The organism is Nocardioides sp. NPDC054178 (assembly GCF_055585005.1).
Window position 1 is genome coordinate 123,037 of the sequence record NZ_JBVJKY010000001.1, and the last position, 23,947, is coordinate 146,983.

The window sequence follows — 23,947 nt, forward strand, 5'->3', positions numbered from 1 at the left end:
TCGGATGACCCTCCCCAGGTTCATTCGTTCAGGGGGCACTCCTGGCCGCAGCTCCGCACCGGCCCGCTCCAGCCGTTGTCCTCGACCCTGAGGCGTGGCGGATTCCCTCCGTACGCCTCGAGTTCCAGGCCCCGCATCCGGTGGATGACGACGCTGGTCTGAGGCATGACCCTGCGGGAGTGGTCGATCGCGACGTGGATCGGCCGACCGTCGTCGCGGCCCCTGGGCGCCTCGAGACTCGTCCGGCACAGCACGGCTGGATCGGCATAGAGCACCGCTGCCCAGGCGCGCTGCTCCCAGGTGAGCGGTCCGGTGTGGTCGACATAGACGCGCGGGTGCACCCGGCGCAGCTCGTTGCGGCGTACGGCCCGCTCGATGTCGACCCTGCTGAGCCCTCCCGCGGTGAGCTGCGCATAGCTGGCGACGCCGTGCTGCATCCGCCGTTGTGCATCCAGCATCCGCGCCGCATCCTCGCGCGCGAAGATCGTCGACAGGTCCTCCGAGTCGGACATGCTGGAACCCTCACCCTGGGGAGGTTTGTCCGAAGCAGGTTCGGAAGGACCTCCCCAGGGTCGATGGGGTGTCATCGTTTTGGTGCCTCGGGCAGCAGCCGGGTAATGTTTCCTCTCGCCTGCTGGTAGGGGCTTCCACCCTCCAGTTGGCGCCTGCGCTTATAGCTCAGACGGTTAGAGCACCACACTGATAATGTGGGGGTCGGAGGTTCAAGTCCTCCTAAGCGCACAGCACTCGCCCTGAACTCCGGTTCGGGGCGTTTCTGCTTTTCGGGCCTGGCTTTCGGCCGCTGTCGCCGCGCCCCGTGGTCATGGTGGCCGAGGGGTGACCAAGGATCCGCCGCGCGACTCATGACGGTCCTACGGGTCCACGGGAAACCAGACGGAGGCCTGACCACACTGGTCGGCAGTACGTTCGCCTTGCTCGGGCCTCGCGTGGAGGCGGCTGATCGAGACCAGGTATCGGCCTGGTCCGGCCGACTTGAGGTCGCGGTCGTACGAATCGTGGTCGTACGGCAAGACCTCCAGGTACTCATCAAAACGCTCGTCCTCGTGACTGACGAGGCACAACACGTGCCAGTCTGCATCTTCCGGAGCGGCCGTCCCCTCCATCCAGCCCTCAGCGGACGGGAAGCGTTCGCGGTAGAACTCGACCAGGTCAGCCTGCTCGGCGCTCCCGATATCGATCACGACTTCCAGGCCCCGCATGGGGTCGTCGTCGTCCCAGCCCTTCGCGTCCGCGATGACCGTCGCGTTGGGTGGCACGGGCGGCTCGTCCGGGTAATCGAAGTCCGCACCGTAGATCGGGGCACACGCTGTCAGCGCGGTCATGCCGATGAGGCACGAGGCCAGACCAAGCGCGCGTAGGAGTGGGCGATCCGTCACGCAGTCATCCCATCAGTCAGAGGCAATCGGCGCGCGCGAATCCAGATGAGACGCGATGCTGTCCCCAGTTCCGACTCGTTTCAGAGCCGACTGGACGCGTCGTGGTCGTGGGTCGGGACGACCCGCATGAGGTGACGAGCCAGGTGGAGGCGGTGGAGGGTGGCGAAGGCGGCGTCGCGGTCCTCGTCGACGAGGTCTCCGGGGAACGCGGGCTTCTGCCTGATCAGGTCGATCTGGTCGTAGTGCCAGGCGGCGTCGCCGGCGATCAGGACCCAGCCGGAGGCGGTCCGGGCGAGGACGCCGATGCTGCCCGGCGTATGGCCGGCGAGCTCGACCAGCAGGACGGAGCTGTCGCCGAACAGGTCGTGGGAGGCGGTGAAGGTGGCGACGGGCGGGCCGTCGAGGTCGTACGTCTCCACCGGCCGGCCGTCGGTCAGGGCCGGGCGTACGCCGCCGACGGGCGGGCGACCGGGGCCGAGGATCCAGTCGCGTTCGGTGGTCCGCAGGTGTACCGGGAGGCCGGGCAGGTCCAGGAGGCCGCAGACGTGGTCCCAGTGCGCGTGGGTCGGCAGAGCGAAGTCGGGACTGACCTGTGCCGTGTGGAGCGAGTCGACGGTGGAAACCGTGTCCGCGGGCGGAGTGACCAGGCGGCGTAGCAGCACCGGGAGCTCGCTCAGCGCTCGATCTGGGGCGTCGCGGCAGTAGGACGGATCGACCACGAACGTCGCCTCGGGATGACTGATGACGAAGCAGGTCATCGCGTTGCGTCCGCGTCGGAGGAGGCCGGCACCCTCGATGAGGCCGCCGGCGGGGAGGGCGCGCGGGACCTGGGGCATCGTTCGTACCGTCACCGTTCGATCACCCGGAGGCAGCCCGGCGTCGGTGATCGCGGCGAGGAGGCGCTCATCCGGACGCCGAGGGCGCAGCAGGCCGCGGCCGAAGCCACCCAGGGCGCCGAGCATCTCGCGGGTCGTCGGGGTGGCAGCAGAGGCAGTGGGATCACTCGTCACAGAGGGAACGTAGCGACTCTCGGACGGTGGGCCATCCGCCCACGGTAGGAACCGCATGCGAACATCACCATCATGACGAAGATCGACCTTCCGTTCGACCTCGATTCCATCCCGGGCCGTACGCGCCGATGGGTCCGGGGCGGGATGAAGCGCACCGAGAGGTGGGGGCGGCGGATGGGTGGGCGGGTCGGTCCGCTCATCCCCAACACGCTGGCCACCGGCGGTGCCGACGACTGGACGCCGCAGGGGCTGGGCTACGACCCGGAGACCAATGTGCTGGCCCAGAGCTACTACTCCCATGCCAAGGGTTCGGCGCTGGTCCTGGTCGAGCTGAAGAGCGGCAAGACCGTCGCCGAGGTGCTGCTGGTGGGCCACAACGGCAAGTCAGGACCGGGTCACGCCGGCGGCGTCGCGGTCGACGGCGACGACGTCTGGGTGTCCAAGGGTGCCGGCGGCGCCGGCAGGCTCTACCGCTACTCGCTGTCCGCGATCCGCGAGGCGGAGAAGGCCGCCGAGGTCGAGCCGATCGAGGCACCGGTGAAGGTGGCGGCCGGCTCCTACTGCCGGATCCGTGGCAACCGGCTCTACGTCGGCGGCTTCGGCAACCAGACGCTGTTCGCCTACGAGAAGAGCGCGAACGGTGAGTGGGACTTCTCCGAGCCGGTCCTCTCGACCACCACCCCGCCGAAGGTCCAGGGCGTCGTCGTGCGCCGCGACGAGTACGTCTTCTCCTCCTCGTTCGGCCGGCACCGGCCGAGCACGATCTTCGTCTGCGAGAAGAAGCCCGACGGCGGCGTCGGCGCGGTGCGGCGCAAGTTCAGGTTCCCGAACATGGCCGAGGCCATCGTCGAGGTCTCCGGCGAGCTCATCACCACCTACGAGTCCGGCGCCTCCCCCTACAGCCGGCCCTCGGCGTACGGGTTCGGGATCCTGACCGGCCGGATGTGGGCGAGCACCCACATGACCCTCACCCCCATCGCATCCCTGGGCCTGGCCCCCGACCCCGAGGCCGGTTGATTTCGTACGCCTCATGGCGGGCCGGTACGCTTTCCTGGTCTAACGGGCAGCGATGCTCACCACGACTCGCAGGAGAAGACATGAAGAAGATCGTCCTCGTACTGCTGGCCGCGGCTGGCATCCTCCTCGCCAAGAAGAAGCTCGACCAGTCCAACCCCGAGAAGGGTCACTGGGCCGAAGCGACCGACAAGGTGAACTGACCGACGGACACCCGTCCGGGGCGTTGGCGCAATTGGTAGCGCACCTGCTTTGCAAGCAGGGGGTTAGGGGTTCGAGTCCCCTACGCTCCACCCACTCTGACCAGGCACAACGCGAGAGCGAGTAAGCCTGAGTCATGGTCCAAGGGAGAAATCCTGACGAACTCCCTGACTAGGCCGCGTCATTGTCGTCGCCATCCCCATCCCCATCCTCGGTCTCATCAGAGGCGCCCTCCGAGGGCACGCGGCCTCCGGCTGGTCCCCGACGTGCCGCGCACATGAAGAAGAGCGCCCAGTCATTGACGAAGCGCTCACTCTCTCCGGCATCATTCACCCATGCCGGTCAGCCACACACATTGCTGCGACCAACTCCAAGTGCAGGCCGAGCTCAGATGCGACACGCACCCCGAGACCGGATCGTGCGGCGACTACCTCATCGGCTACAGCCCCGAGTTCGACGAATACGGCATCTGGATCCACGACGGACCAGAAGGATCTGCCCACTCGTGGCGAGGCATTCAGTTCTGCCCGTTCTGCGGAGCCGGATTGCCCGAAAGCCGATCCGACCAATGGTTCGACCTCCTCGAGGAGTTGGGCCTGGAGCCGAAAGACGCGCCGCCAGCGATGCTCGCCTACGGCTGGTGGTTGGCCGTAGTCAACTAGCTGCCCACCAACCAGCCGACGCACCGACAAATGTGCCCCGGTTCCTTCGGCTGATGACGAGGGCGGGGCAGCCGTAGCGGCGTACGTTCTCCAGCCCTCGACGAGTCGAGCCGAGGTGGGTTTGTACGTCAGGGGCTGCCCGCCAGCCCCATGCTTGCCCTAAGCTCCACCACTTCTGAGTCAGGGTTGACCGATACGGTCGCGCCTGATTCTCACGGGACGTACGCGCGGTTCCGGCTGGTCAGCCGGGTGTCGGGATCACTCTGTCGATGACGGTGTGCAGGTGGTTGCGGAAGCGGTCGAGGGTCGCGGGGTCGCCGGTGGGGACGCGGTTGCCGTCGGTGTCGATGATGCCGGCCTGGGCGAACGAGTGGGCGGTCCACACGATGGTGAAGACGAGCATCTCCACGTCGACGTCGGCACCGATGCCGGCGCGGGACAGAGCAGCGCGTACCGCGCTCGCGACGTCGGCGATGAGCGGACCGGCGAGGTCGCTCTCGAACTCGATGAGGTCCTTGCCCTCCGAGAGCCAGCGCCGCATCCACAGCGCCGGCACCTCGCGGTGCTCGAGGCAGAAGGCGAGGTACGCATCGACGAAGTCGATCAGCCCAGCCATGGTCTCGCTGGGGGTCGGGCCCGTGGACTCGAGGTGCTTCAGCGCGTCGAGCACGACCGCGCGCTGGGCGTCGTGGGCACGGCGCATGACCTCGCGGTAGAGCTGCGGCTTGCTCCCGACGTGGTAGGCGACGGTGGCGATGTTGAGTCCGACGGCGTCCGCGATCGCGCGCGTGCTGGTGGCGTCGTAACCACGTTCCGCGAAGAGATTCGTCGCGGCGACCATGATCCGCTCTCGACTGTGGGTGTCGTCGCCGCTCATGGGCCCGAGGATAACGGTCTCCATCACTTGTTGGAGAAATCCTCGGAAGAACCTTGTCCTGCTCTCCATCATGCGATTGACTGACGCCGATTCGGAGACATCCGGAGACTTCAGGAGGGTTCATGGACATCACCGACGTGGCGGTGATCGGCGCCGGCGCGGCCGGGCTCACCGCGGCGAAGGCGTTGCTCGAGGAAGGGTTGTCGGTCACCGTGCTCGAGCGCGGTGACCGTCCGGGCGGGCTGTGGGCACGCGAGAACGCGAGCGGTCTGTCGTCCGCCTACGAGAGCCTCCACCTCAACACCAGCAAGGGCCGGACCGAGTTCGCCGACTTCCCGATGCCGGCCGACTGGCCCGACTACCCCTCCGCGGACATGATCGCGGGCTATCTGGCGGCCTATGCCGACGAGCACGGCGTGACCGAGCGGATCCGCTTCGGTGCGACCGTGACCGGCGTACGACGCACCGGTGAGGGGTGGGAGGTGACCGCGACCGGGCCTGACGGCGCCACCACCGAGTCCTACGACGCGGTCGTGGTCGCGAACGGTCACAACTGGGATCCGCGCTGGCCGGGCCCGGCCTACCCCGGCGACTTCGCGGGTCGCCAGATGCACGCCCACGACTATCGCTCGCCGAGCGTCTTCGCAGGTCAGCGGGTGCTGGTCGTCGGGATGGGCAACTCGGCGATGGACATCGCCGTCGACGCCTCGCAGGTCAGCGACGGACCGGTGCTGCTCTCGGCCCGGCGCGGGACCCACATCGTGCCGAAGTACCTCTTCGGCCGACCGGCAGACGCGACCGGCGCCGCCCTCGCCCGGCTCCCCTGGCGTCTCCGGCAGCGGATCGCCGAGACGATGCTGCGGGTCGCGGTCGGCCGGCCGGAGGCGTACGGACTGCCGGCGCCGGCCGGCGGACTGTTCCAGAACCATCCGACGATCAGCGACACGATCCTGCACCGGCTGACCCACGGCGAGGTGGTCGCGCGGCCAGGGATCGAGCGCTTCGACGGCACCACCGTCAGGTTCACGGACGGGAGCGCCGAGGAGGTCGACGTCATCGTCTGGGCGACCGGCTACCAGGTCAGCCTGCCGTTCCTGGGCAGTGAGTGGACGGGCGACGACCCCGAGTCGATGCCGCTGTTCATGCGGGTCTTCCACCTCGAGGACCCCACGCTGGCCTTCACCGGGCTGATGCAGTCGACCGGCGCCGCGCTGCCGGTCGTCGAGGCCCAGGCCAAGCTCGCCGCAGCCTGCTTCAGCGGCCGCTATCAGCTCCCCGCACCTGCCGCGCAGCGGGCCGCGGTGACCAAGGCGTACGCCGCGGCGCTGGCGCGGTGGGGGACGAAGCGGCCGATGATGCGCATCGACTTCGACCAGTACGTCGCCGCGGTACCCCGGGAGATCGCGGCGGGCACCGGTCGTGCCGGCCGGTCGCGGACACCGTCGACCACCAGTGAGGAAGCCCGCGCATGAGCAAGCAGAGCAGACAGAGCAGGCAGAACCAGCAGGACGTACGCGGCAAGCGGGTCCTGATCACCGGAGCGTCGGGCACCATCGGCCGCGCGCTGGGCGCCCGGCTGGTGGCCCAGGGAGCACAGGTCGTCGGGCTCGACCTCCGCCCGACCGGCGATGAGCTGTATCCGGTGATCGCGTGCGACATCACCGACGACGCCGGCGTCGTGACGGCGGTCGCCGACGCCGTCGAGAGGCTGGGCGGAGGGCTCGACGTCCTCGTCAACAACGCGGGCATCGGTGGTCCGGCTCCCGCGGAGCTGCCTCCCGGCGAGGAGGTACGCCGCCAGCTCGACATCAACCTGGTCGGCACCTGGCGGGTCACCGGGGCGTGCGTCGAAGCACTCGTCGCCAGCCGGGGCCGCGTGGTGATGGTCGCCTCGCGGATGGCCGTGCTCCAGCTGCCGCTGGCTGCTGCGTACGGTGCGTCCAAGCGGGCGATGGTCGCCTATGCCGATGCGCTGCGCCACGAGCTCGGCACCCACGTCGGGGTCACCTGCGTCTATCCGTCGGCGGTGCGCAGCCCGATCCACGACTCGACCGCGGCCGCGGGGCTCTCCCTGGAGGGGATGAGCACCTACGAGCCGTTGGAGGGCGTGGTGGACGCGATCGTGCGCGCGGCCCTGTCGACCCGCGTACGCCGCGACGTCACCACCACGCGCAAGGGAGCGGTCGAGTTCTTCATCGCACGCCACCTGCCGGCGGTGTCGGACCGCATCGTGCGGCGCACGCTGGCCGAGCGGGCGCGCGCCGGCGCCTTCGACTCGGCCGACCTCGCCGCCGGGGTCGTGCGCAGGCACCGGGAGCTGGCATGACCACGCTGCCGGCGGTGCGCCGAGCACCCGTCGGGACCTTGTCGGAGTACGGCATCGGCTCGGTCGGGATGGGCGTCTGGGTCACCGTCCCGGGCCTGTTGCTGCTCTACTTCCTCACCGACGTGCTGGGCGTCGCGCCCTTCCTGGCGGGCCTGACGATCCTGGCGCCGAAGGTGATCGACGTGATCGTCCACCCGATGCTCGGCTCGCGCTCGGACCGTGAGGCCGTACGCCTCGGGCACCGTCGCTCAATGATGACCCGCGGAGCACTGCTCGGCGTGGCGATGGCCGCGCTGTTCGCCGTCCCCGCCGGCCTCGACGGCTGGTCGGCCGCCGCGTGGGTGTGCTGCTGGCTCGTCGTCGGCAACCTGCTCTTCGCGAGCTTCCAGGTGCCCTACCTGACGACGGCGTCGGACCTCGACATCGGCTATCACGAACGCACCCGCGTCTTCGTCTACCGGATGGCCTTCCTGACCGTCGGGCTGCTCGGTGCGGGTGTCGTGGCCCCGGCGCTGACGGCGTCCGGCACCCGCTCGGCGTACGCCCGGATGGCCGTCGTCCTCGGTGTCGTCATCGTGGTCACCGCGTTCGTCGCGATCCGAGGCGTCCGGCGGCTCACCGCCGAGTGCGGGGTGCGGCCTCCGGAGCGGGGGTCGGCCCACTCGGTGCTCGACGACCTCCGCGTGGCCTGGCGCGATCGCAGCTTCCGGTTCCTGGTGCTGTCCTACCTGCTGACGGGGACCACGACCCATCTGTTCCTGGCCGCGCTGCCCTTCGTGACCGACCACATCTTCGACGACAAGAAGCTGACGGCGCTGCTGATGGGCCTGTTCCTCGGCCCCGCCCTGATCGCCGGGCCCGGCTGGCGTGCCCTCTCGCGCAGGATCGGCAAGCAGCGCGGACTGCTGCTGTGTCAGTCGATCTTCGTGGCCGGCTCGCTCGTGCTCCTGGCCGGGGCGGCGGTCGGGATCGTGGTCGTCGCGCCCGCGGTCGTCGCGCTCGGTGTCGCCTTCGCCGGCCTGCAGCTGTTCGCGTTCTCGATGGTGCCCGACGTGGTGGACGCGGCCCGTTCCACCGGCGTCTCCCGTGCGGGTGCCTACACCGGAGCCTGGACGGCCACCGAGGCGCTCGGGACCGCGCTCGGCCCCTACCTGTACGCCGGGGTGCTCGGGATCGGTGGCTTCGTGTCGGGCACCGCCGGCGAGCAGATCGTGCAGCCGCACTCGGCGCTGGTGGCCGTGGTGGTCGGGTTCACGATCGTGCCCGCCGTCCTGATGACCGGGGCGATCCTGCTGCAGCGCCGCTACGAGCTCGACCCGACCGCGTCCTGAAGCCGGGCGGCGTACGCCGGCCGCAGCTCGTCCGACCGCGCCATCACCCGCTGCACGACGAGGGCCGAGGCTTCCTCGGTCGGGGATGCCGGGCCGTCGTCGAGGAGACCGGCGAGATGGTCCAGGCAGACGTGCCAGCCGACGGCGCTGTCCGTGTTCGGGGTGGGGTCGCCGAACCAGGTGGTGAAGGTCAGGCGGGTGCCGTCGCCGGTGGGCTCGAGCTCGAAGCGGAGCAGGTCGGTCAGCTCCTCGCGACCGTCCATCCCCCAGGTGAACTCGAAGGTCCGAGGCGGGTCCCAGACCCGCAGCTCCCCTTCCGAGACGAAGCTGCCCGGGTCGACCCCCATCTCCTCGATCGCCTCGGTGGTGCTCGCCAGCTCCAGGCCCTCGGGCCAGAACGGGAGGCTCAGGCGCGCGCCGACGGCTCGCTCACCGACGATGTCGGTCGGGAACCAGTGCCGCAGGCCGTCCGGCTCGGTCAGGGCCCGCCACACCTTCTCGGGTGCATGGTCGAGCAGGCGTACGTAGCGAAGGCCGATCCGCTCGCCGTCGCGGATCACCTCGCCCATGGGTCCGGTCGTCGTGGTCATCTCTCGCTCTCCTCCTTGTGTGCCGGGTCATCGAGCTGGTCCAGGTGACGCTCGAGCGCATCCAGGCGTTCGGCCCACATCCGGCGGTAGGGCGCCAGCCACTCCTCCAGCTCCCGGAGCCGGCCGGGACGCAGCCGGTAGTGACGGCGCGGTCCGTCGATGCGTACGTGGACCAGGTCTGCCTCACCCAAGGTCCGCAGATGCTTGGACACGTTGGGCTGGGCGAGCCCCAGGGTCTCCACGAGCTCGCCCACCCCCATCTCGCGCTGGCGGAGCAGGTCCAGGATCTGCCGACGGGTCGGGTCGGCGATCACGCTGAAGACGTCTCGGGTGGGCACGCCTCAAATATGCTCCAGACGGAATATTCCTGTCAAGGAATATGAGGTCGTCACACCGCGATCGCGATCAGCGCGATCGCAGGCAGGACCGAGGCGGCGACCGTGCCCCTGACGCTGCCGCCGCGCGGGAGCCAGAAGCCGAGGGCGTCGGCGATGCCCATGAAGAGCGAGGCGACCAGCATGTAGATGCAGGTGACGACCACGACGGTGACCCCGGTGGACTCGTCGCCGAAGTTGACCATCCACAGGCCGATGAGCGTGCCGACCCCGGCGAGGGCGTTGCGGGCGCCGATGCAGAACGACCACAGGTGGACGTTGCGGATGCCGTGCGGCTCGATCCCGAGGAACCGCTGGACCTCGGGGCGGTGGATGAAGAAGGCCTCGAAGGGGAAGACGGCGATGAGGATGAGCGCGGCGATGGCGGCGCTGAGCTGTGCGACTGCGTTCATGGTGGCCTGCTCGGGACGGGCCTCGGCGCGCGAGGCTGCGGAGATCGTGGAAGCAACACGCGTCCGGCGGAGCCCCGTGAACAGACGGCTGTCTGGACACCGGAGAGCGGTATGATAGTCAGTCTTACTGACCATATTGACCAGGCCGCCGCACAGTGTCAAGGGGTTCGATGGACGTCGCAACGCTCATGCTCATCGCCTACCGGGCGATGGACGAACGCGTCATCTCCGCGATGCGGGACGCCGGCTACCACGTGACCGTCGCGCAGGCTCGGCTCGCCCAGCGCATCGCCGAGGACGGCTCGCGCCTGGTCGATCTGGCCGAGCAGGCGCAGGTCACCAAGCAGACCGCGAGCGTGCTGGTCGCGGCGCTGGAGCGTGAGGGGCTCGTCGAGCGGGTCCCGGACCCGGTCGACGGCCGCGCGCGGCTGATCAGGTTCACGGCGGCAGGACAGGAGGCCGCCGACCGCGCACGTGAGGTGGTGATGGGCGTCGAGCAGGAGTGGAACGAGCACCTCGGCCCCCGGCTGGCGTCCGCCCTTCGGGAGGCGCTCACCTCGCTGCGCGAGCTCGTCGATCCGTACCGGTGACGCTCAGCCGGCGGTGGCCAGCAGGAGGACGAGCCCGACGACGTAGAGGGCGACCGCGAGCACGCCGCCGGCGACCACGACCAGGACGGCGAGCTTCTTGCGGGCCAGGCGGACGATCCCCCAGATGCCGAAGACGAGCCAGCAGATCCACGGGGTGAAGACCATCACCGCGATGCCGATGTTCATCATCGTGTAGCTGCAGGTCTCGGAGCACCCGTCGCTGGCCATGATGGAGAGCGCGCCGAAGAAGCTGGCCATGACGCTCGCGCCGAAGCCGAGCACGATCAGGACGATCGTCAGCACCACGTCGGCCGTCGAGCCGCCGAACCCTGCCGTCGTTCGCGGTGGTGCTCCCGGAGGCGTCATCGCAGTCATGGTGCTCAGGATAGGGGCCGGAACGGGCTGCGTGATTCTTCGAGAAACCGCACCAGACGGGCAAATTGCTGGTAACTGACAGACCGCAAGGAAGATACATTCCCTAAACAGGTTCACGGCGATTGCGCAAGGGGACTAATACCTATCGTCTCGATATTTGGACCTATCACTCGTTTGAATTCCGTACGGCGGAACAAAGTGGTCCCGAACTTAGGAAACCCTTTGGTGCGGGCGCCAGGAAACGCTTCTGACGAACCCCTCCACCGCAAAGTCCGAGAGGTCAATGTTGTGGGCGCAGAGTCCGTAGTCACCCGGGTCGAGATGACCCCGGCAGAGTCCCAGGCCGCAGCCGAGCTGTCGGAGTCGTTGCTCGCCCGGTTCGAGAGCCCGGTCTCCTCGGAGTTCCTCGAGACCGCGCCGTTCCTCGGCGGTCAGCTTCCCGAGAGCGTCGCCCGGGCGATCCGTGCATTCCGCTACGGCGACGCGACCGACGCCCTGGTGGTCAGTGGGCTTCCGGTGACCGCCGGCCCGACCCCGCCGCACTGGAACCACCCCGACGCCCAGGCGCCGCACATGGCCGACTTCTGGCTCGCCCTGATCATGGCTCAGCTCGGCGACGCCGTCTCCTGGTCCTCGCTGCAGGGTGGCCAGCTGGTCAACAACATCCTGCCGATCCAGAAGCAGGAGAGCCTGCAGACCGGGCACAGCAGCGACGTCGTGCTCGACCTGCACATCGAGGACGCGTTCAGCAACCTCCGCTGCGACCACCTCGGGCTGATCTCGCTGCGCAACGAGGACATGATCCCGACCACCGCGGTCGGCATCAGCTCGATCGACGTGACCGGCCCCGAGTACGCTCCGCTGTTCGAGCCGCGCTACGTCATCCACCCCGACGACGAGCACCTGCGGAACCTCCGCGAGGCCGGCGTCAACGAGGGCGAGCTGCTCGCCGCGCCGACCGCGGTGCTCTCGGGCTCGCCCCAGGCCCCCGACGTCCGGCTCGACCCGCCCTACATGGCGGCGCTGCCGGGTGACGTCGAGGCCGACCGGGCGCTCCAGCTGCTCATCATGGAGCTCTCCGCGAACGTCGAGGACGTCGCGCTGGCTCCCGGCGAGATCCTCATCGTCGACAACCACCGTGCGCTGCACGGCCGCAAGCCCTTCACGGCTCGCTACGACGGCACCGACCGTTGGCTCCGCCGCCTCACGACCGTCAAGGACCTGCGCCGCAGTCGGGTCGCTCGGTCGGAGGCCTCCTCGCGGATCATCGACCCGGTGCTCGAGCCTCTTCCCGCATCCCTTGAGCTCACAGGCGCTGGTCGCTGACGCTCGGGATCCAGGAGGCCGCAGGCGTGTTTCGCCTGCGGCCTCCATCTATTTCCTGACACCCGGTTCCTGACACCCGGCCGGGTGCGCACCTTCTCAGTGGGACCGATGTGCCACCTACCGTGACGGCGATCGGGAATACTCGTTGGGGTGAACGTGAGGCGATGGGGCATGTGCGTGCTGGCCGTCGGGCTGGCGCTCGCGCTGGTCGGCTGCGGGGACGACAGCGAGCCGAAGAAGCCGGAAGCGGCGGCGTCGGAGGACACCTACCCCGTGTACGCAGCGACCATGGACCCCGCTCAGGCAGCCATGACGTTCGTGCCGGAGGACGCGAAGACGCTGGCGGTGACCGACTACGACGAGGTGAAGTCGCTCTTCGGGCTCGACGACGTCACCAGCCGGTCGAGTCCCGCGGACCAGCGTGACCTGTGGAACCGGGCCGACAAGCAGGCTGCCCAGGTCAGCGGCGGCCTGCTGCGCGGGGTCGACCAGCGTCTGCAGGACACCTACCAGTGGGGCGCGGCCGACGTGACCTGGGAGGCCAGGTTCACCGGTGGCGGAAAGGACGGGTTCGTCATCAAGGTCGCCGACCGGGTCAAGCCGGAGAAGGCGATCAAGGCCGGGGTCGGCCCGCTGAAGGGCGCGACGTACGACCCGAAGACCCACCTGATCACCAAGAACGCGGCCACCCCTGACACCGAGAACTGGGCCGCACAGCCGACGATGCTCGCCGTCGCCGGTGGCCCGGCGACCTCGACGTACGTCGTGAAGGGCTGCGCCGAGGGCGGGCCGAAGGAGAAGACCCGACTGGCCCCGGTCGAGGCCTACTCGGTCGAGTTCGGTGGCGGGCTGGCCACCCTGCGTCTGGGCGAGGACCGCGACGACCTGTTCTACCGGCTGAAGTTGGCTGATCGGGTCGCTGCGTACAAGAAGGTCTTCACCCACGGGGTCGCCGATCCGTCCTCGGGGCGGATCGGCTTCCGGGTGACGAGCCCGGTGACCGCCGCGACCCTGGTCACCGAGGAACCCGTCCCGTTCGCGGTCTGTGACTGAGGGGCCGTACTCTGGGAGTGCTATGGCCGCCCAGACCAGTCCCCCGCGCAGTGCCTATCCGCTTGGGATCTTCTCCCCCCGGTTGTGGGGTGCGCACGCGCTGATGGTGATCTTCGTGACCGGCGCGGTGCTGCTCGGGGTGTGGCAATACCAGTCGAGCCAGCAGGACAAGCAGGACCAGGTCGCGGAGCTGGTCCACGCGAAGCCGAAGGCGTTCACCGACCTGATCGGCCCCAACGATGCCTTCCCATGGGAGCAGATCGGCCGCCCCGTGACCGTCTCCGGCATCTGGATGCCCGACGAGACCATCTTCATCGACGGGATGGAGCGCGGCTCTCAGGTCGGCTTCTGGGCCGTCACGCCGGTGCTCGTGGAAGACACCGAGTCGGCCGTCTACGTCGTGCGGGGCTGGACCCCTGAGGTCGGCACCGCACCGCCCGCGCCGCGCGGCCACGTGACCGTCACGGGTTGGCTGCAGCCCAGCGACTGGACCGACGTCGCCGACGACCGCAAGTCCGACAACGTCTTCCCGCAGCTGGACGTCTCCGACCTGATCTCGCGCACCAGCTACGACCTCTACAGCGCCTATGTCGTGCGCTCGCCGGTCGAGGACAACTGGCCGTCCAGCTCGATGCCGGTCAACGACGGCGCCACGGACGTCGCCGACGTGCCGGCGCCGCAGCTGCCCGAGCCGGAGGCCACGACGGGGCTGCGCAACCTCCTCTACGCGATCGAGTGGTGGCTGTTCGGGATCTTCGGGATCTACGTGTGGTGGCGCTACGTGCGCGACACCCTCCGCCCCCGGCCCGACGACGAGGGCGACGATGACGAGAGCGACGGCAGCGAAGAAGACCCTGAGAAAACCACTCAGGATCTGCGCGTACGCTCAGACGCGTGAACAAGCTGTTCGGCACCTACAAGGTGCTTGCGTACGTCGTGGGCGTGCTGCTGCTCGTCGGCACGATCTCCTCGCTGTTCAAGTACCTGCTCCCCGAGGGCACCGCTCTGCAGTCCTTCGGCGAGGCGATGACGCCGCTGTGGGTCGCGCACGGCTGGATCTTCATCATCTACGTGATCGTCGCCTTCCTGCTGACGCAGAAGGCCCGCTGGACGATCCCCGAGTTCCTGCTGATGATGATCGCCGGCCTGATCCCCGGGCTGATCTTCTGGGTCGAGCGCCGCGTGGCCGCCCGGATCGCACCCAAGCTGACCGAGGGCGCGACCTCCTGACCTCTGGTCCGCGACCGACGTTGTGGGAGGATCGAGGGGTTACATCCCGTACCAATCCCAATGTCGGAAGGGCAGGTCATGGCTGACCAGAAGGCCATCCTCCACACCAATCACGGTGACATCACGATCACCTTGTTCCCCAACCACGCTCCGGAGACGGTCGCCAACTTCGTCGGCCTCGCGACGGGGACCAAGGAGTACACGGACGACGCCGGCCGCTCCGGTGTTCCCTACTACGACGGTCTCGGCTTCCACCGTGTCATCGACGGGTTCATGATCCAGGGCGGTTGCCCCCTGGGGACCGGTACGGGCGGCCCGGGCTACACCTTCAAGGACGAGCCGCACCCCGAGCTCACCTTCGACAAGCCCTACCTGCTCGCGATGGCCAACGCCGGCCCCGGCACCAACGGCTCGCAGTTCTTCATCACCACCGGCCAGGCGCCGTGGCTGAACTTCAAGCACACCATCTTCGGTGAGGTCGCCGACGAGGAGTCGAAGAAGGCCGTCGACTCGATCTCCAGCACCAAGACCGGCGCGATGGACCGCCCGGTCGAGCCGGTCGTCATCGAGACCGTCGAGATCGTCTAGCTTGTCCGACTCGACCCCGGTCGGGGTGCCGGTCTGCTACCGCCACCCCGACCGTGAGACGCATATCCGCTGCCAGCGCTGCAGCCGCCCGATCTGCCCTGACTGCATGACGCCCGCCTCGGTCGGCTTCCAGTGCCCCGAGTGCGTGCGTGAGGGCCACAAGTCCGTACGTCAGCCCAAGCGCTTCACCGGCGCGCGGGTGAGCTTCCGGGCGCTCCCGGTGACCTTGTCGCTCATCGGCGTCAACGTCCTGGTCTGGCTGAGCATCGTGCTCACCGGTGGGTCCGGGTCGAGGATCGCCGACTTCCTCGCGATCCGTCTGCAGGGCTACTGCCTCACGCCGGACGGCGGGTTCGCGATGCCGAACGACGTGTGCCGGGCGAGCGGCTACACCTGGATGCCAGGAGTCGACGACGGCGCGCTCTGGCAGCTGCTGACCTCGACGTTCACCCACGTCTTGATCATCCACCTGGCCGTGAACATGCTGTCGCTCTACATGCTCGGCTCGTTCCTCGAGCCGATCGTGGGTCGGCTGCGGTTCCTGGTCTTCTACCTGATCTCCGGCCTGGCGGGCTCTGCCCTGGTGGTCTGGGCCTCAGCGCCGGCCGGCTCGACCGTCGGCGCCTCCGGGGCCATCTTCGGGCTCCTGGGCGTCCTGGTGGTCCTGTTCATGAGAGCCGGGCAGTCGCTCGCTCCGCTGCTGCCGGTGCTCCTGATCAACGCAGGCATCACCTTCTTCGGCAACGGCATCTCCTGGCAGGGGCACGTCGGTGGCTTCCTCGGCGGCCTGGTGGTCGCCTGGATCTTCACCCAGTTCCGGGCCGACCGGAAGGCGCCGTTGCAATGGGCTGCGCTGGGTGCCTTCACGTTGGCGCTGCTTGCGCTGATCGGCGTACGGATCCTGATGTTCTGACGCCTTCGAGGTAGGTGTTTTCGGGGCGTTTTCACGGCGTGGACAAATCCACAGGTGTGGATGAGGCTGTGGAGAACTACACCCGTGTAACGCAAAGCGGCGCAAACCAAAGGTTTGCGCCGCTTTCGCAGGTCTACGAAGGGGTCACTCCCACTTCGTGGCGAAGGTGAAGCCCACCGCCATGAAGCCGATGCCGACCAGCAGGTTCTTCTGGCCCAGGTCGTTGAAGACCCAGATCTTGTCCAGGTGGTCGTTGGCGAAGACGTAGAAGACGCAGATCCAGATCAGGCCGATGACGAAGCAGCCGAGCATGCCGACGACGACGCCGCGGCCACGGCCCAGCGGGGTCTTCGGGTGGGCGGCGACGGCCAGGCCCAGGAAGAGCAGGACGAAGCCGATCAGGTAGTTCCACCCCTCGAGCTTCTGCACCGGCTTCGGCCCGGTGAAGTCGCCACCGACCTCGTTGGGGCGGACCCCGACGTAGTAGTAGACGATCCAGCCGATACCGAGGGCGATCAGCAGCAGGGCGACCCCGAAGCGGGGAGTCAAGATCGGCTCCTTGGGAAGGTCGAGATCACTCTTCTTCGAGAGCTTGAGCTTGGCCACGGGTGATGCTCCTCAGACAAATATGATTGCTGCGCATACCCTAATGGTCGTGAGCTCCGGAACCCAGGCTAACCCCACCTCTAAACCAAAGCGATGGTCCCGCGTGACCTCGTGGAGGGTCGGTACGCCCATCGTGGTGCTGCTCTGCGGCGGCCTGCTCGCGGTGAGCTTCGTGAACGCCGACGGCACCGACCTGCGTCCGGGCCGCTACGAGGACCTGGCGACGCTCGTCGACGGCGAGCGGATCCGCTACAACCGCCTCGAGGCCCAGCTGGCCGACCTGCAGAGCGAGGTGGACGGGCTCACCAGCGGCGTCACCGACAAGGACGTCAAGAAGCTCCAGCACCAGTCCGCGAGGCTCGCCGACCCCGCCGGCACCTCCGACCACAGCGGCGCCGGCATGCAGATCGTCCTGGGCGACGCGCCCTCGGAGGTCCAGCAGAGCTACACCGGTGACGACCCCAACTCCCTCGTCGTGCACCAGCAGGACATCCAGGCGGTCGTCAACGCGCTCTGGGCGGGTGGCGCCGAGGCGATCACGATCGCCGGCAAGCGGATCATCACCACCACCGGCATCAAGTGCTCCGGCAGCACGGTGCAGCTCGACGGCGTCCCCTACCCCCAGCCGTACGTCATCGAGGCGGTCGGCGACCCCGACCGGCTGCAGGCCGCGATCGACCGTGACGACCACGTGCAGAACTACCGGGCCGACGCCAGCGACCCCAACGTCCAGATCGGCTGGTTCCTCAAGCCGCTGACCTACCTCACCGCGCCGGCGTACGACGGCCTGCTCGACGTGAAATACGCGAAGCCCCTGCCTCAGCAGAAGTGAGACAGGGGCTCTCGCGGGTCGGGCTACGGCACTGCGGGAGTGCTCGGCGGTAAGGCCGGGTCACACGTCGGCGGGTCACCCGGCTCGGCGGTCTGGGTGGCCGAGGCCGACGGGTTGGCCGGGTCGGTGCCCGGCACGAGCGTCTGACAGCTCGGCAGGGCCTCCTCCTTCGTCGAGACGAAGATGATCACCTGGCCGTCCTGCGCGAGCGGAGTGCCCTTGGCCGGCGTCTGCTCGACGACCGTGTCCTTGGGCTTGTCGGTGTTGGGCTCGTCCTTGCGGACCGGCGTGAAGCCGGCGTTGCGGAGGATCTCCTCCGCCTGCTCGGCCGTCTTGCCGACGACGTTGGGGACCTTGTTCGGGCCCTTGGAGACGGTGAGGGTGACGACCGTGGCCTTGCCGGTGGTGACGCTCTCGCCGTCGGCGGGGTCGGTCTCGATCACGGTGCCCTTGTCCTCGTCGGAGTCCGCGGCCTCGATCTTCACCGTGAAGTTGTAGGGATCGCCCTCGAGGAGCGACTTGGCCGTCTTCTGCGGCGACCCGATCACGTTGGGCATCTCCCTGTTCGGGGGCCCGGTGGAGACCGTCAGGGTGACGGTGCTGCCCTCCTCGACGTCCTGGCCGGCGGACGGGTCCTGGGAGATCACCACGCCGACCGCGACGGTGTCGCTCGACTCCCGTTTGACCTCAACCTTCAGCTTGGCCGCGCTCAGCTCGGCCCTCGCCTTCTCCTCGGTCAGGCCGGTGACGTCAGGTGCCGGGTTGCTCTGCGGGCTGAGGGCCGCAGGCAGGAAGTAGGCGCCCAGACCGATGAGGCCGACGATGACCAGGCCGAGCAGGATGAGCACCCACGGGCGCGGGCCCTCGGCGCGGTCGTCCTGGGGCGGGTAGTAGCCACCGTTGGTGGGGTCGCCACCGTAGGGACCGACTGCGCGGTTCTGGGCGACCTGGGTCTGGTCCATGCTCGGCGGCACGGTCGCCTGGACAGGGCGTCCGGCGAGGTAGCGCTCGATGTCGGTGCGCATCGCCTGCGCGGACTGATAGCGATCCTCGACCCGCTTGGCCAGCGACTTCATCACGATCGCGTCGAGCTCACGGGTGAGCGTCGGGTCGTGGGCCGAGGGAGGCTGGGCCTGCTCGCGTACGTGCTGGTAGGCCACCGAGACCGGTGAGTCGCCGACGAACGGCGGGCGGCCGGTGAGCAGCTCGTAGAGGAGGCAGCCGGCCGAGTAGACGTCGGAGCGGGCGTCGACCTGCTCGCCGCGGGCCTGCTCGGGGCTGAGGTACTGCGCGGTGCCGACAACGGCCGCGGTCTGCGTCATCGTCGACTGGGCGTCGTTGAGCGCCCGGGCGATGCCGAAGTCCATCACCTTCACATCGCCGGCCGGCGTCAGCATGACGTTGCCCGGTTTGATGTCGCGGTGGATGATGCCGTTGCGGTGGCTGTAGTCGAGCGCGTTGAGTACGTCGGAGCTGATCTCCAGCGCCCGCTCGGGCAGGATCTTGCGACCCTCACGGAGCACGTCGCGCAGCGTGCGGCCGGCGACGTACTCCATCACGATGTAGGGCTGGGCGACGCCGTCGTCGGACTTCTCCTCGCCGGTGTCGTAGACCGACACGATCGAGGGATGGTTGAGCTTGGCCGAGGACTGCGCCTCGCGCCGGAAGCGCGCCTGGAAGGTCGCGTCGCTGGCGAGATCGACCCGCAGCCGCTTGATGGCGACCACGCGGCCGAGCCGATGGTCGGTGCCCTTGCGGACCTCCGCCATGCCGCCCCGGCCGAGGAGCTCGCCGACCTCGTAGCGACCGGCGAGGAGAGCTCCCTCAGCCATTGCCGCCCCCGTTGCCGTTGCCATTGCCGTTGGTGTTCTCGTCGCCGGGGAGGTCGGGGAAGACCCAGCCGTCGGAGGACTCTCCGTCGGTCGGCTCCTCCTCGTCGCTCTCCTCCTCGTCAGGCTCCTCGGCAGGAGGCTGCTCGACCACGGGGCGCTCGCCGTAGTAGCGGATCGTGATCGGGTCGCCCTCGTAGAGGTTGCGGGTCGGGTCGAGGCCGGAGACGGTGTCGGGCTCGTAGCTGCCGTCGTTGTCCTGGACGGCGACCTTGACCTTCAGGCCGAGGTCGCCCAGCTCGGAGCGCACCTCGTCGACGTTGCGGCCGACGTAGTCGTCCTCGTCGATCTCGACGGGCTTCGGCTCCTCCTCGGCCTCCTCCGACGGCGTGGGCTCGGCGGAGGCCGACGGGGTGGTGGACGTGTCGTTGGCCGGCGGGGTCTTCGGATCCGCGGCGAGGGTCGAGATGATCCAGATGACCGCGATGATCACGGCCACGAGCATCAGGATCACGACGATGTTGAACGGCTTCTTGTACCAGGGCTTCTGCTCGTCGTCCTCGTCGTAACGGTCGTACGGGTCCTGGTAGCGAGGCGGCGGCGGGCCCTCGGGACCGCCCGCGGCGCCCTGCATGCCGACGTAGTTCTGAGTGGGCGAGGGCACCGGGTCCATGACCGACGTGGCCGTCGCGTCGCCGGGTGCCGCGGCGACGACGGTCGTGGCGTCGGCGTCCGGGTCGGCGGCGCCGTGGCCGATCATCGCGCTGGTGAACGCGGCCGCGTCGGCGTAGCGGAGGGTCGGGTCCTTCTGCAGGCTCCGCATCACGATCGCGGCCAGATCGGCCGGGACGTGGTCGGGCAGCGGCGGGACCGGGTCGTGGAGGTGGGCGATCGCGGTGGCGACCGGGGTCTCCTTCTGGAACGGCCGGTAGCCGGCCAGACACTCGAAGGCGACCACACCGAGGGAGTAGACGTCGGAGGCCGGCGTGGCCTTCTCGCCACGCGCCTGCTCGGGACTGAGGTACTGAGGCGTGCCCATCACCTGGCCGGTGCCGGTGATGCCGGTCGACGCCTGGGCCCGGGCGATGCCGAAGTCGGTGACCTTCACCTTGCGCTGCGGCGTGACCAGCAGGTTGGCGGGCTTGACGTCGCGGTGGACGATGCCGGCCCGGTGGGCCGCGGCCAGCGCGTCGCCGGCCTGACCGAGCAGGTCGCGTACGACCTCGGGCGCCAGCGGCCGACCGTCACGGAGCAGCTCGGAGAGCGGCTTGTGGTCGACGAGCTCCATCACCAGGAACGGCCGCATCAGGCCGGAGGCGGTCGGCATCTCGCCGACGTCGTAGACGGCCACCACATTGGGGTGGTGGAGCGCCGCGGCATGCTTCGCCTCGGACTCGAACCGGGACCGGCCGATCGGGTCCTCGGCGTGCTCGGGCTTGAGGAGCTTGATCGCGACCTCGCGGTTGAGGGTCGTGTCGGTCGCCCGCCACACCTCGCCCATCCCGCCGGTGCCGATGAGCTCGTGGAATACGTAACGACTCATGAGATCGCTGCCTCCATCATGGCCTTCGCGATTGGGCCGCCCAGCCGTCCGCCGGCGATCTCGCTGCGTTCGGTGCCGCTCTTCTGGACCATCACGGCAACCGCGATGGACGGGTTCTCCGCCGGGGCGAACGAGGTGAACCAGGCGTACGGCGGCTTGTCCGGCGTGCTCTGCGCTGTGCCGGTCTTGCCGGCGACGCTCACGCCGTCGATCGCGGCCGCCTCGGCGGTGCCGTTGTCGACGGTGCTGACCATCATCTGGGTCAGGATCTCGGCGGTGTCCTGCGAGACCGCGGGCTGGTTGTCGATCGTGGTCGGGTTGCCCTGGTCGATGACGTCGAGAGACGAGGAGGTGACCCGGTCGACGAGGTAGGGCTTCATGACCTCGCCACCGTTCGCGATGCCGGCCGAGACCATCGCCATCTGCAGCGGGGTCGCGATCACGCTCTGCTGACCGATCGCGGCGCGGGCCTGCTCGGCCTTGCCGTCGTTGTCCGGGTACTGGCTGATGGCCAGCGGGCCGATGTCGTCCAGGTAGTCCTGGCCGAACCCGAACGCCTCGGCCTGGTCCTGCATCTGCTCGTCGGTGAGCTCCATACCGAGAGAACCGAACGCCGTGTTGCAGGAGACCTCGAGAGCGCGGGTGAGGGTGATCTCCTCGCCTCCGCAGCTGGTGCCGTTGAGGTTGGGCAGGTCGGTGGTGGTGCCGGGCAGGTCGAGGGAGGCGCCGCCGTAGACCATGCTGTCGCCGTCCATGCCGAGGTCCTCGATCGCGGCCGCGGCGGTGACCAGCTTGAAGGTCGAGCCCGGCGGCAGCGCGGTCTGGATGGACCGGTTGAGCAGCGGCTCGTTGTCGTCCTTGGCGAGCTGGTTGTAGGACTTCTGTGCAGCACCGAAGTCGTGAGTCGCCAGCTTGTCCGGGTTGTAGGTCGGCGTGGAGGCCATGGCCAGGATCCGGCCGGTCTTGGGCTCGATCGCCACCGCCGCGGCCTGGACGTCCTCACCGAGCGCGGTCAGGCCCTCGTACGCAGCGTCCTGGACCTTCGAGTCGATGGTGAGCTCGACGTTGCCGCCGGCCGGCTCGGAGTTGGTGACCAGGTCGACGAGCCGGTTGGTGAAGAGCTTGTTGTCCTTGCCCGACAGCACCGAGTCCTGGGAGCGCTCGATCCCGGTCTGGCCGTAGGAGTAGGACATGAAACCCGTGATCGGGGCGTACTTCTTGCCGCCGGGGTAGACGCGCTGCCACTCGTACTTGTCGTCGCTCGGCTTGCTGGTGGCGACCGCCTTCTTGCCGACCAGGATGTCGCCGCGCTGCTGCGAGTAGGCCTCTTCGGTGACCCGTCGGTTGTCGGCTCGTTCGTTGTACCAGCCGGCCTTGAAGAACTGGACGTACGTCAGGTTCAGCATCAGCGCCACGAACAGGATCAGGCAGCCGACGCTGAGCGTGCGGATAGGGCGGTTCACTTGCTCATCGCCCCTTTGTCGAGCTTGACGATCTGGGTCTCCTCAGCGGCGAGGTCTTCGTCGGACGGCGCCGTCGGCAGTGGTCGGCGGGACTGGTCCGAGACGCGCAACAGCAGGGCCACGATCACCCAGTTGGCGACCAGCGAAGATCCACCATACGAGAGGAACGGTGTGGTCAGACCGGTCAGGGGGATGAGCCCGGTCACGCCGCCGACGACCACGAAGGTCTGCAGCGCGACCGAGGTGGCGAGGCCGACGGAGAGCAGCTTGCCGAAGTCGTCGCGGGCCACGATCGCGGTGCGCAGGCCGCGCTCGACGATCAGGCCGTAGCAGAGCAGCAGCGCCAGGAGCGCGGTCAGACCGAGCTCCTCGCCGATCGCCGGGATGATGAAGTCGGAGTTGGCGTAGGGGACCCGCCAGGGCTCGCCGGAGCCGAAGCCACGACCGATCATGCCGCCCCAGGCCATCCCGAACAGCCCCTCGACCAGCTGCCCCGAGGAGGTGCCGTTGAGCGGCTCCGGGTAGTAGTCGAACGGGTTCAGCCAGGTCAGCACGCGGACGCGGACATGGCTGAAGAGGCTGATCGCGGCGAAGACTCCGCCCGCGAAGAGCAGCCCGCCGACGACGATCCAGCCCTTGCGCTCGGTCGCGACGTACAACGTCACCACGAAGAGGCCGTAGAAGAGCAGGCTGGAGCCGAGGTCGCGCTGCAGCACCAGGATGGCGAGGCTGATGACCCACATCATCAGCAGCGGGCCGAGGTCGCGACCGCGCGGCAGATCGATGCCGGCGAAGCGGCGCCCCGCCAGGGCGAGCGCATCGCGGTGGACCGCCAGATAGCCGGCGAAGCAGATCACCAGCAGCACCTTGGCGACCTCGCCGGGCTGGAAGCTGACCGGCCCGAGGTTGATCCAGATCCGCGCGCCGTTGATCTCCTTGCCGATGATCGGGAGCATCGGCAGGATCAGCATGACGACCGCGCCGAGGCCGGCGGTGTAGGTGAACCGCTGCAGCATCCGGTGGTCGGGCACCACGAAGAGCGTGATCAGGAACAGGACGACGCCGATCGTCATCCAGATCAGCTGCTGGCGGGCGAAGGCGTCGGACTCGCTCGCCCCCGCGGCCAGGTCGAGCCGGTGGATGACGGCCAGACCGAACCCGTTGAGCATCGCCACGAGCGGAAGCAGTACGGGGTCGGCGTACGGAGCCAGGAGGCGTACGCCGATATGGGCCGCCACCAGGAGCGCGACCAGCCAGGTGCCGTAGCCGACGATGTCGACCGGGATCTTCTCCTGCACCCCGAGGCCGACCGCTGCGTAGGCTCCGATCCCGACCGCGAGGGCCAGGATCAGCAGGACCAGCTCCGCTCCCCGCCGCGACCGGTGGACGAAGACGGGCATGGAG

The 23,947-nt window shown here is 68.7% G+C and carries 27 protein-coding genes and 2 tRNA genes; 16 read left to right on the forward strand and 13 right to left on the reverse strand.

Going from position 1 to position 23,947, the window contains the following annotated elements; genetic code table 11:
* Positions 1-20: 20 nt before the first annotated feature.
* Positions 21-512 carry a type IV toxin-antitoxin system AbiEi family antitoxin domain-containing protein gene (locus ACZ6WN_RS00620; RefSeq protein ID WP_465862022.1) on the reverse strand — a complete coding sequence of 164 codons (492 nt, stop codon included), beginning with the start codon at positions 510-512 and terminating at the stop codon, positions 21-23.
* Between the two features lie 155 nt (positions 513-667).
* Here ACZ6WN_RS00620 and ACZ6WN_RS00625 point away from each other — a divergent pair.
* Positions 668-741: transfer RNA gene (locus ACZ6WN_RS00625), tRNA-Ile, on the forward strand.
* Between the two features lie 131 nt (positions 742-872).
* Here ACZ6WN_RS00625 and ACZ6WN_RS00630 read toward each other — a convergent pair.
* The gene (locus ACZ6WN_RS00630) at positions 873-1,343 is read right to left on the reverse strand and encodes a hypothetical protein (RefSeq protein ID WP_465862023.1); all 471 of its coding nucleotides are present in this window, start codon (positions 1,341-1,343) and stop codon (positions 873-875) included.
* A gap of 134 nt (positions 1,344-1,477) precedes the next feature.
* The gene (locus tag ACZ6WN_RS00635; RefSeq protein WP_465862025.1) at positions 1,478-2,407 is read right to left on the reverse strand and encodes an MBL fold metallo-hydrolase; all 930 of its coding nucleotides are present in this window, start codon (positions 2,405-2,407) and stop codon (positions 1,478-1,480) included.
* Between the two features lie 72 nt (positions 2,408-2,479).
* Here ACZ6WN_RS00635 and ACZ6WN_RS00640 point away from each other — a divergent pair, with 72 nt between their 5' ends.
* The 4 genes from ACZ6WN_RS00640 to ACZ6WN_RS00655 all read left to right on the forward strand — a co-directional run bounded on the left by ACZ6WN_RS00640 (position 2,480) and on the right by ACZ6WN_RS00655 (position 4,284).
* Positions 2,480-3,424, forward strand: a complete 945-nt coding sequence (locus tag ACZ6WN_RS00640; protein WP_465862027.1) for a hypothetical protein — start codon at positions 2,480-2,482, stop codon at positions 3,422-3,424.
* A gap of 80 nt (positions 3,425-3,504) precedes the next feature.
* The gene (locus ACZ6WN_RS00645; RefSeq protein WP_357333689.1) at positions 3,505-3,624 is read left to right on the forward strand and encodes a DLW-39 family protein; all 120 of its coding nucleotides are present in this window, start codon (positions 3,505-3,507) and stop codon (positions 3,622-3,624) included.
* 17 nt (positions 3,625-3,641) lie between these two features.
* A tRNA-Ala gene (locus ACZ6WN_RS00650) sits at positions 3,642-3,714 on the forward strand.
* Positions 3,715-3,957: 243 nt separating this feature from the next.
* The gene (locus ACZ6WN_RS00655) at positions 3,958-4,284 is read left to right on the forward strand and encodes a DUF6980 family protein (protein WP_465862029.1); all 327 of its coding nucleotides are present in this window, start codon (positions 3,958-3,960) and stop codon (positions 4,282-4,284) included.
* A 241-nt stretch (positions 4,285-4,525) separates the two neighbouring features.
* Here the strand turns inward: ACZ6WN_RS00655 and ACZ6WN_RS00660 are convergent, their stop codons facing one another.
* Entirely contained in the window at positions 4,526-5,161 is a 636-nt protein-coding gene (locus ACZ6WN_RS00660) for a TetR/AcrR family transcriptional regulator (protein ID WP_465862031.1), read from the reverse strand.
* A gap of 122 nt (positions 5,162-5,283) precedes the next feature.
* On the opposite strand from ACZ6WN_RS00660, the gene ACZ6WN_RS00665 reads away from it, so the two are divergent.
* The 3 genes from ACZ6WN_RS00665 to ACZ6WN_RS00675 are packed head-to-tail and all read left to right on the forward strand — an operon-like array spanning position 5,284 to position 8,818.
* Positions 5,284-6,633: a flavin-containing monooxygenase gene (locus ACZ6WN_RS00665; protein ID WP_465862033.1), complete on the forward strand. Its 1,350-nt coding sequence runs from the start codon at positions 5,284-5,286 to the stop codon at positions 6,631-6,633.
* Positions 6,630-7,487 (forward strand): SDR family NAD(P)-dependent oxidoreductase, encoded by an 858-nt coding sequence (locus tag ACZ6WN_RS00670; RefSeq protein WP_465862034.1) that lies wholly within the window; start codon positions 6,630-6,632, stop codon positions 7,485-7,487. The genes ACZ6WN_RS00665 and ACZ6WN_RS00670 overlap by 4 nt, the downstream gene beginning before the upstream one ends.
* Positions 7,484-8,818, forward strand: a complete 1,335-nt coding sequence (locus tag ACZ6WN_RS00675) for an MFS transporter (protein WP_465862035.1) — start codon at positions 7,484-7,486, stop codon at positions 8,816-8,818. The genes ACZ6WN_RS00670 and ACZ6WN_RS00675 overlap by 4 nt, the downstream gene beginning before the upstream one ends.
* Here ACZ6WN_RS00675 and ACZ6WN_RS00680 read toward each other — a convergent pair.
* From ACZ6WN_RS00680 to ACZ6WN_RS00690, 3 genes are read right to left on the reverse strand one after another with little or no spacing between them, the layout of a single operon-like run.
* Entirely contained in the window at positions 8,791-9,408 is a 618-nt protein-coding gene (locus tag ACZ6WN_RS00680) for an SRPBCC domain-containing protein (RefSeq protein ID WP_465862036.1), read from the reverse strand. The two genes, ACZ6WN_RS00675 and ACZ6WN_RS00680, sit on opposite strands and share 28 nt — an antisense overlap.
* Complete coding sequence (locus ACZ6WN_RS00685) at positions 9,405-9,746, reverse strand: ArsR/SmtB family transcription factor (RefSeq protein WP_465862037.1); 342 nt, start codon at positions 9,744-9,746, stop codon at positions 9,405-9,407. Before ACZ6WN_RS00685 ends, ACZ6WN_RS00680 begins: the two co-directional genes overlap by 4 nt.
* A gap of 50 nt (positions 9,747-9,796) precedes the next feature.
* Entirely contained in the window at positions 9,797-10,195 is a 399-nt protein-coding gene (locus ACZ6WN_RS00690; RefSeq protein WP_465862039.1) for a DUF1304 family protein, read from the reverse strand.
* 170 nt (positions 10,196-10,365) lie between these two features.
* Between ACZ6WN_RS00690 and ACZ6WN_RS00695 the strand changes: the two genes are divergently transcribed.
* Positions 10,366-10,785, forward strand: coding sequence for a MarR family winged helix-turn-helix transcriptional regulator (locus tag ACZ6WN_RS00695; RefSeq protein WP_465862040.1), 420 nt, complete (start codon positions 10,366-10,368; stop codon positions 10,783-10,785).
* 3 nt (positions 10,786-10,788) lie between these two features.
* Here ACZ6WN_RS00695 and ACZ6WN_RS00700 read toward each other — a convergent pair whose 3' ends face one another.
* Positions 10,789-11,160, reverse strand: a complete 372-nt coding sequence (locus ACZ6WN_RS00700) for a hypothetical protein (RefSeq protein ID WP_465862041.1) — start codon at positions 11,158-11,160, stop codon at positions 10,789-10,791.
* 321 nt (positions 11,161-11,481) lie between these two features.
* Here ACZ6WN_RS00700 and ACZ6WN_RS00705 point away from each other — a divergent pair, with 321 nt between their 5' ends.
* From ACZ6WN_RS00705 to ACZ6WN_RS00730, 6 genes are all read left to right on the forward strand, one after another.
* Positions 11,482-12,486, forward strand: a complete 1,005-nt coding sequence (locus ACZ6WN_RS00705; protein ID WP_465862042.1) for a TauD/TfdA family dioxygenase — start codon at positions 11,482-11,484, stop codon at positions 12,484-12,486.
* A gap of 150 nt (positions 12,487-12,636) precedes the next feature.
* Complete coding sequence (locus ACZ6WN_RS00710) at positions 12,637-13,539, forward strand: hypothetical protein (protein WP_465862043.1); 903 nt, start codon at positions 12,637-12,639, stop codon at positions 13,537-13,539.
* A gap of 22 nt (positions 13,540-13,561) precedes the next feature.
* Positions 13,562-14,437 carry an SURF1 family protein gene (locus ACZ6WN_RS00715; protein WP_465862045.1) on the forward strand — a complete coding sequence of 292 codons (876 nt, stop codon included), beginning with the start codon at positions 13,562-13,564 and terminating at the stop codon, positions 14,435-14,437.
* Positions 14,434-14,769, forward strand: a complete 336-nt coding sequence (locus ACZ6WN_RS00720; RefSeq protein WP_465862046.1) for a DUF3817 domain-containing protein — start codon at positions 14,434-14,436, stop codon at positions 14,767-14,769. Before ACZ6WN_RS00715 ends, ACZ6WN_RS00720 begins: the two co-directional genes overlap by 4 nt.
* A 78-nt stretch (positions 14,770-14,847) precedes the next feature.
* Entirely contained in the window at positions 14,848-15,357 is a 510-nt protein-coding gene (locus tag ACZ6WN_RS00725) for a peptidylprolyl isomerase (RefSeq protein ID WP_465862048.1), read from the forward strand.
* 106 nt (positions 15,358-15,463) lie between these two features.
* The gene (locus ACZ6WN_RS00730; protein ID WP_465862049.1) at positions 15,464-16,270 is read left to right on the forward strand and encodes a rhomboid family intramembrane serine protease; all 807 of its coding nucleotides are present in this window, start codon (positions 15,464-15,466) and stop codon (positions 16,268-16,270) included.
* 144 nt (positions 16,271-16,414) lie between these two features.
* Here ACZ6WN_RS00730 and ACZ6WN_RS00735 read toward each other — a convergent pair whose 3' ends face one another.
* Positions 16,415-16,876: a cell division protein CrgA gene (locus tag ACZ6WN_RS00735; protein ID WP_465862051.1), complete on the reverse strand. Its 462-nt coding sequence runs from the start codon at positions 16,874-16,876 to the stop codon at positions 16,415-16,417.
* Positions 16,877-16,979: 103 nt separating this feature from the next.
* On the opposite strand from ACZ6WN_RS00735, the gene ACZ6WN_RS00740 reads away from it, so the two are divergent.
* Positions 16,980-17,708, forward strand: a complete 729-nt coding sequence (locus ACZ6WN_RS00740) for a DUF881 domain-containing protein (RefSeq protein ID WP_465862052.1) — start codon at positions 16,980-16,982, stop codon at positions 17,706-17,708.
* Positions 17,709-17,731: 23 nt separating this feature from the next.
* Here ACZ6WN_RS00740 and pknB read toward each other — a convergent pair whose 3' ends face one another.
* From pknB to ACZ6WN_RS00760, 4 genes are read right to left on the reverse strand one after another with little or no spacing between them, the layout of a single operon-like run.
* The gene (pknB, locus tag ACZ6WN_RS00745) at positions 17,732-19,540 is read right to left on the reverse strand and encodes a Stk1 family PASTA domain-containing Ser/Thr kinase (protein WP_465862053.1); all 1,809 of its coding nucleotides are present in this window, start codon (positions 19,538-19,540) and stop codon (positions 17,732-17,734) included.
* Complete coding sequence (locus tag ACZ6WN_RS00750) at positions 19,533-21,080, reverse strand: protein kinase domain-containing protein (protein ID WP_465862054.1); 1,548 nt, start codon at positions 21,078-21,080, stop codon at positions 19,533-19,535. Before ACZ6WN_RS00750 ends, pknB begins: the two co-directional genes overlap by 8 nt.
* Positions 21,077-22,543: a peptidoglycan D,D-transpeptidase FtsI family protein gene (locus ACZ6WN_RS00755; protein ID WP_465862056.1), complete on the reverse strand. Its 1,467-nt coding sequence runs from the start codon at positions 22,541-22,543 to the stop codon at positions 21,077-21,079. Before ACZ6WN_RS00755 ends, ACZ6WN_RS00750 begins: the two co-directional genes overlap by 4 nt.
* A complete protein-coding gene (locus tag ACZ6WN_RS00760) occupies positions 22,540-23,943 on the reverse strand; it encodes an FtsW/RodA/SpoVE family cell cycle protein (RefSeq protein ID WP_465862057.1) in 1,404 nt (467 codons plus the stop codon). Before ACZ6WN_RS00760 ends, ACZ6WN_RS00755 begins: the two co-directional genes overlap by 4 nt.
* Positions 23,944-23,947: the final 4 nt, after the last annotated feature.

Bases quoted from the DNA above. Each gene is read 5' to 3' on its own strand.
- ACZ6WN_RS00620 (WP_465862022.1), bottom strand. From the start codon at position 512: ATGTCCGACTCGGAGGACCTGTCGACGATCTTCGCGCGCGAGGATGCG.
- ACZ6WN_RS00630 (WP_465862023.1), bottom strand. From the start codon at position 1,343: ATGACCGCGCTGACAGCGTGTGCCCCGATCTACGGTGCGGACTTCGAT.
- ACZ6WN_RS00640 (WP_465862027.1), top strand. From the start codon at position 2,480: ATGACGAAGATCGACCTTCCGTTCGACCTCGATTCCATCCCGGGCCGT.
- ACZ6WN_RS00645 (WP_357333689.1), top strand. From the start codon at position 3,505: ATGAAGAAGATCGTCCTCGTACTGCTGGCCGCGGCTGGCATCCTCCTC.
- ACZ6WN_RS00655 (WP_465862029.1), top strand. From the start codon at position 3,958: ATGCCGGTCAGCCACACACATTGCTGCGACCAACTCCAAGTGCAGGCC.
- ACZ6WN_RS00660 (WP_465862031.1), bottom strand. From the start codon at position 5,161: ATGAGCGGCGACGACACCCACAGTCGAGAGCGGATCATGGTCGCCGCG.
- ACZ6WN_RS00665 (WP_465862033.1), top strand. From the start codon at position 5,284: ATGGACATCACCGACGTGGCGGTGATCGGCGCCGGCGCGGCCGGGCTC.
- ACZ6WN_RS00670 (WP_465862034.1), top strand. From the start codon at position 6,630: ATGAGCAAGCAGAGCAGACAGAGCAGGCAGAACCAGCAGGACGTACGC.
- ACZ6WN_RS00675 (WP_465862035.1), top strand. From the start codon at position 7,484: ATGACCACGCTGCCGGCGGTGCGCCGAGCACCCGTCGGGACCTTGTCG.
- ACZ6WN_RS00680 (WP_465862036.1), bottom strand. From the start codon at position 9,408: ATGACCACGACGACCGGACCCATGGGCGAGGTGATCCGCGACGGCGAG.
- ACZ6WN_RS00690 (WP_465862039.1), bottom strand. From the start codon at position 10,195: ATGAACGCAGTCGCACAGCTCAGCGCCGCCATCGCCGCGCTCATCCTC.
- ACZ6WN_RS00695 (WP_465862040.1), top strand. From the start codon at position 10,366: ATGGACGTCGCAACGCTCATGCTCATCGCCTACCGGGCGATGGACGAA.
- ACZ6WN_RS00700 (WP_465862041.1), bottom strand. From the start codon at position 11,160: ATGACTGCGATGACGCCTCCGGGAGCACCACCGCGAACGACGGCAGGG.
- ACZ6WN_RS00705 (WP_465862042.1), top strand. From the start codon at position 11,482: ATGACCCCGGCAGAGTCCCAGGCCGCAGCCGAGCTGTCGGAGTCGTTG.
- ACZ6WN_RS00715 (WP_465862045.1), top strand. From the start codon at position 13,562: ATGGCCGCCCAGACCAGTCCCCCGCGCAGTGCCTATCCGCTTGGGATC.
- ACZ6WN_RS00725 (WP_465862048.1), top strand. From the start codon at position 14,848: ATGGCTGACCAGAAGGCCATCCTCCACACCAATCACGGTGACATCACG.
- ACZ6WN_RS00730 (WP_465862049.1), top strand. From the start codon at position 15,464: ATGACGCCCGCCTCGGTCGGCTTCCAGTGCCCCGAGTGCGTGCGTGAG.
- pknB (WP_465862053.1), bottom strand. From the start codon at position 19,540: ATGGCTGAGGGAGCTCTCCTCGCCGGTCGCTACGAGGTCGGCGAGCTC.
- ACZ6WN_RS00750 (WP_465862054.1), bottom strand. From the start codon at position 21,080: ATGAGTCGTTACGTATTCCACGAGCTCATCGGCACCGGCGGGATGGGC.
- ACZ6WN_RS00760 (WP_465862057.1), bottom strand. From the start codon at position 23,943: ATGCCCGTCTTCGTCCACCGGTCGCGGCGGGGAGCGGAGCTGGTCCTG.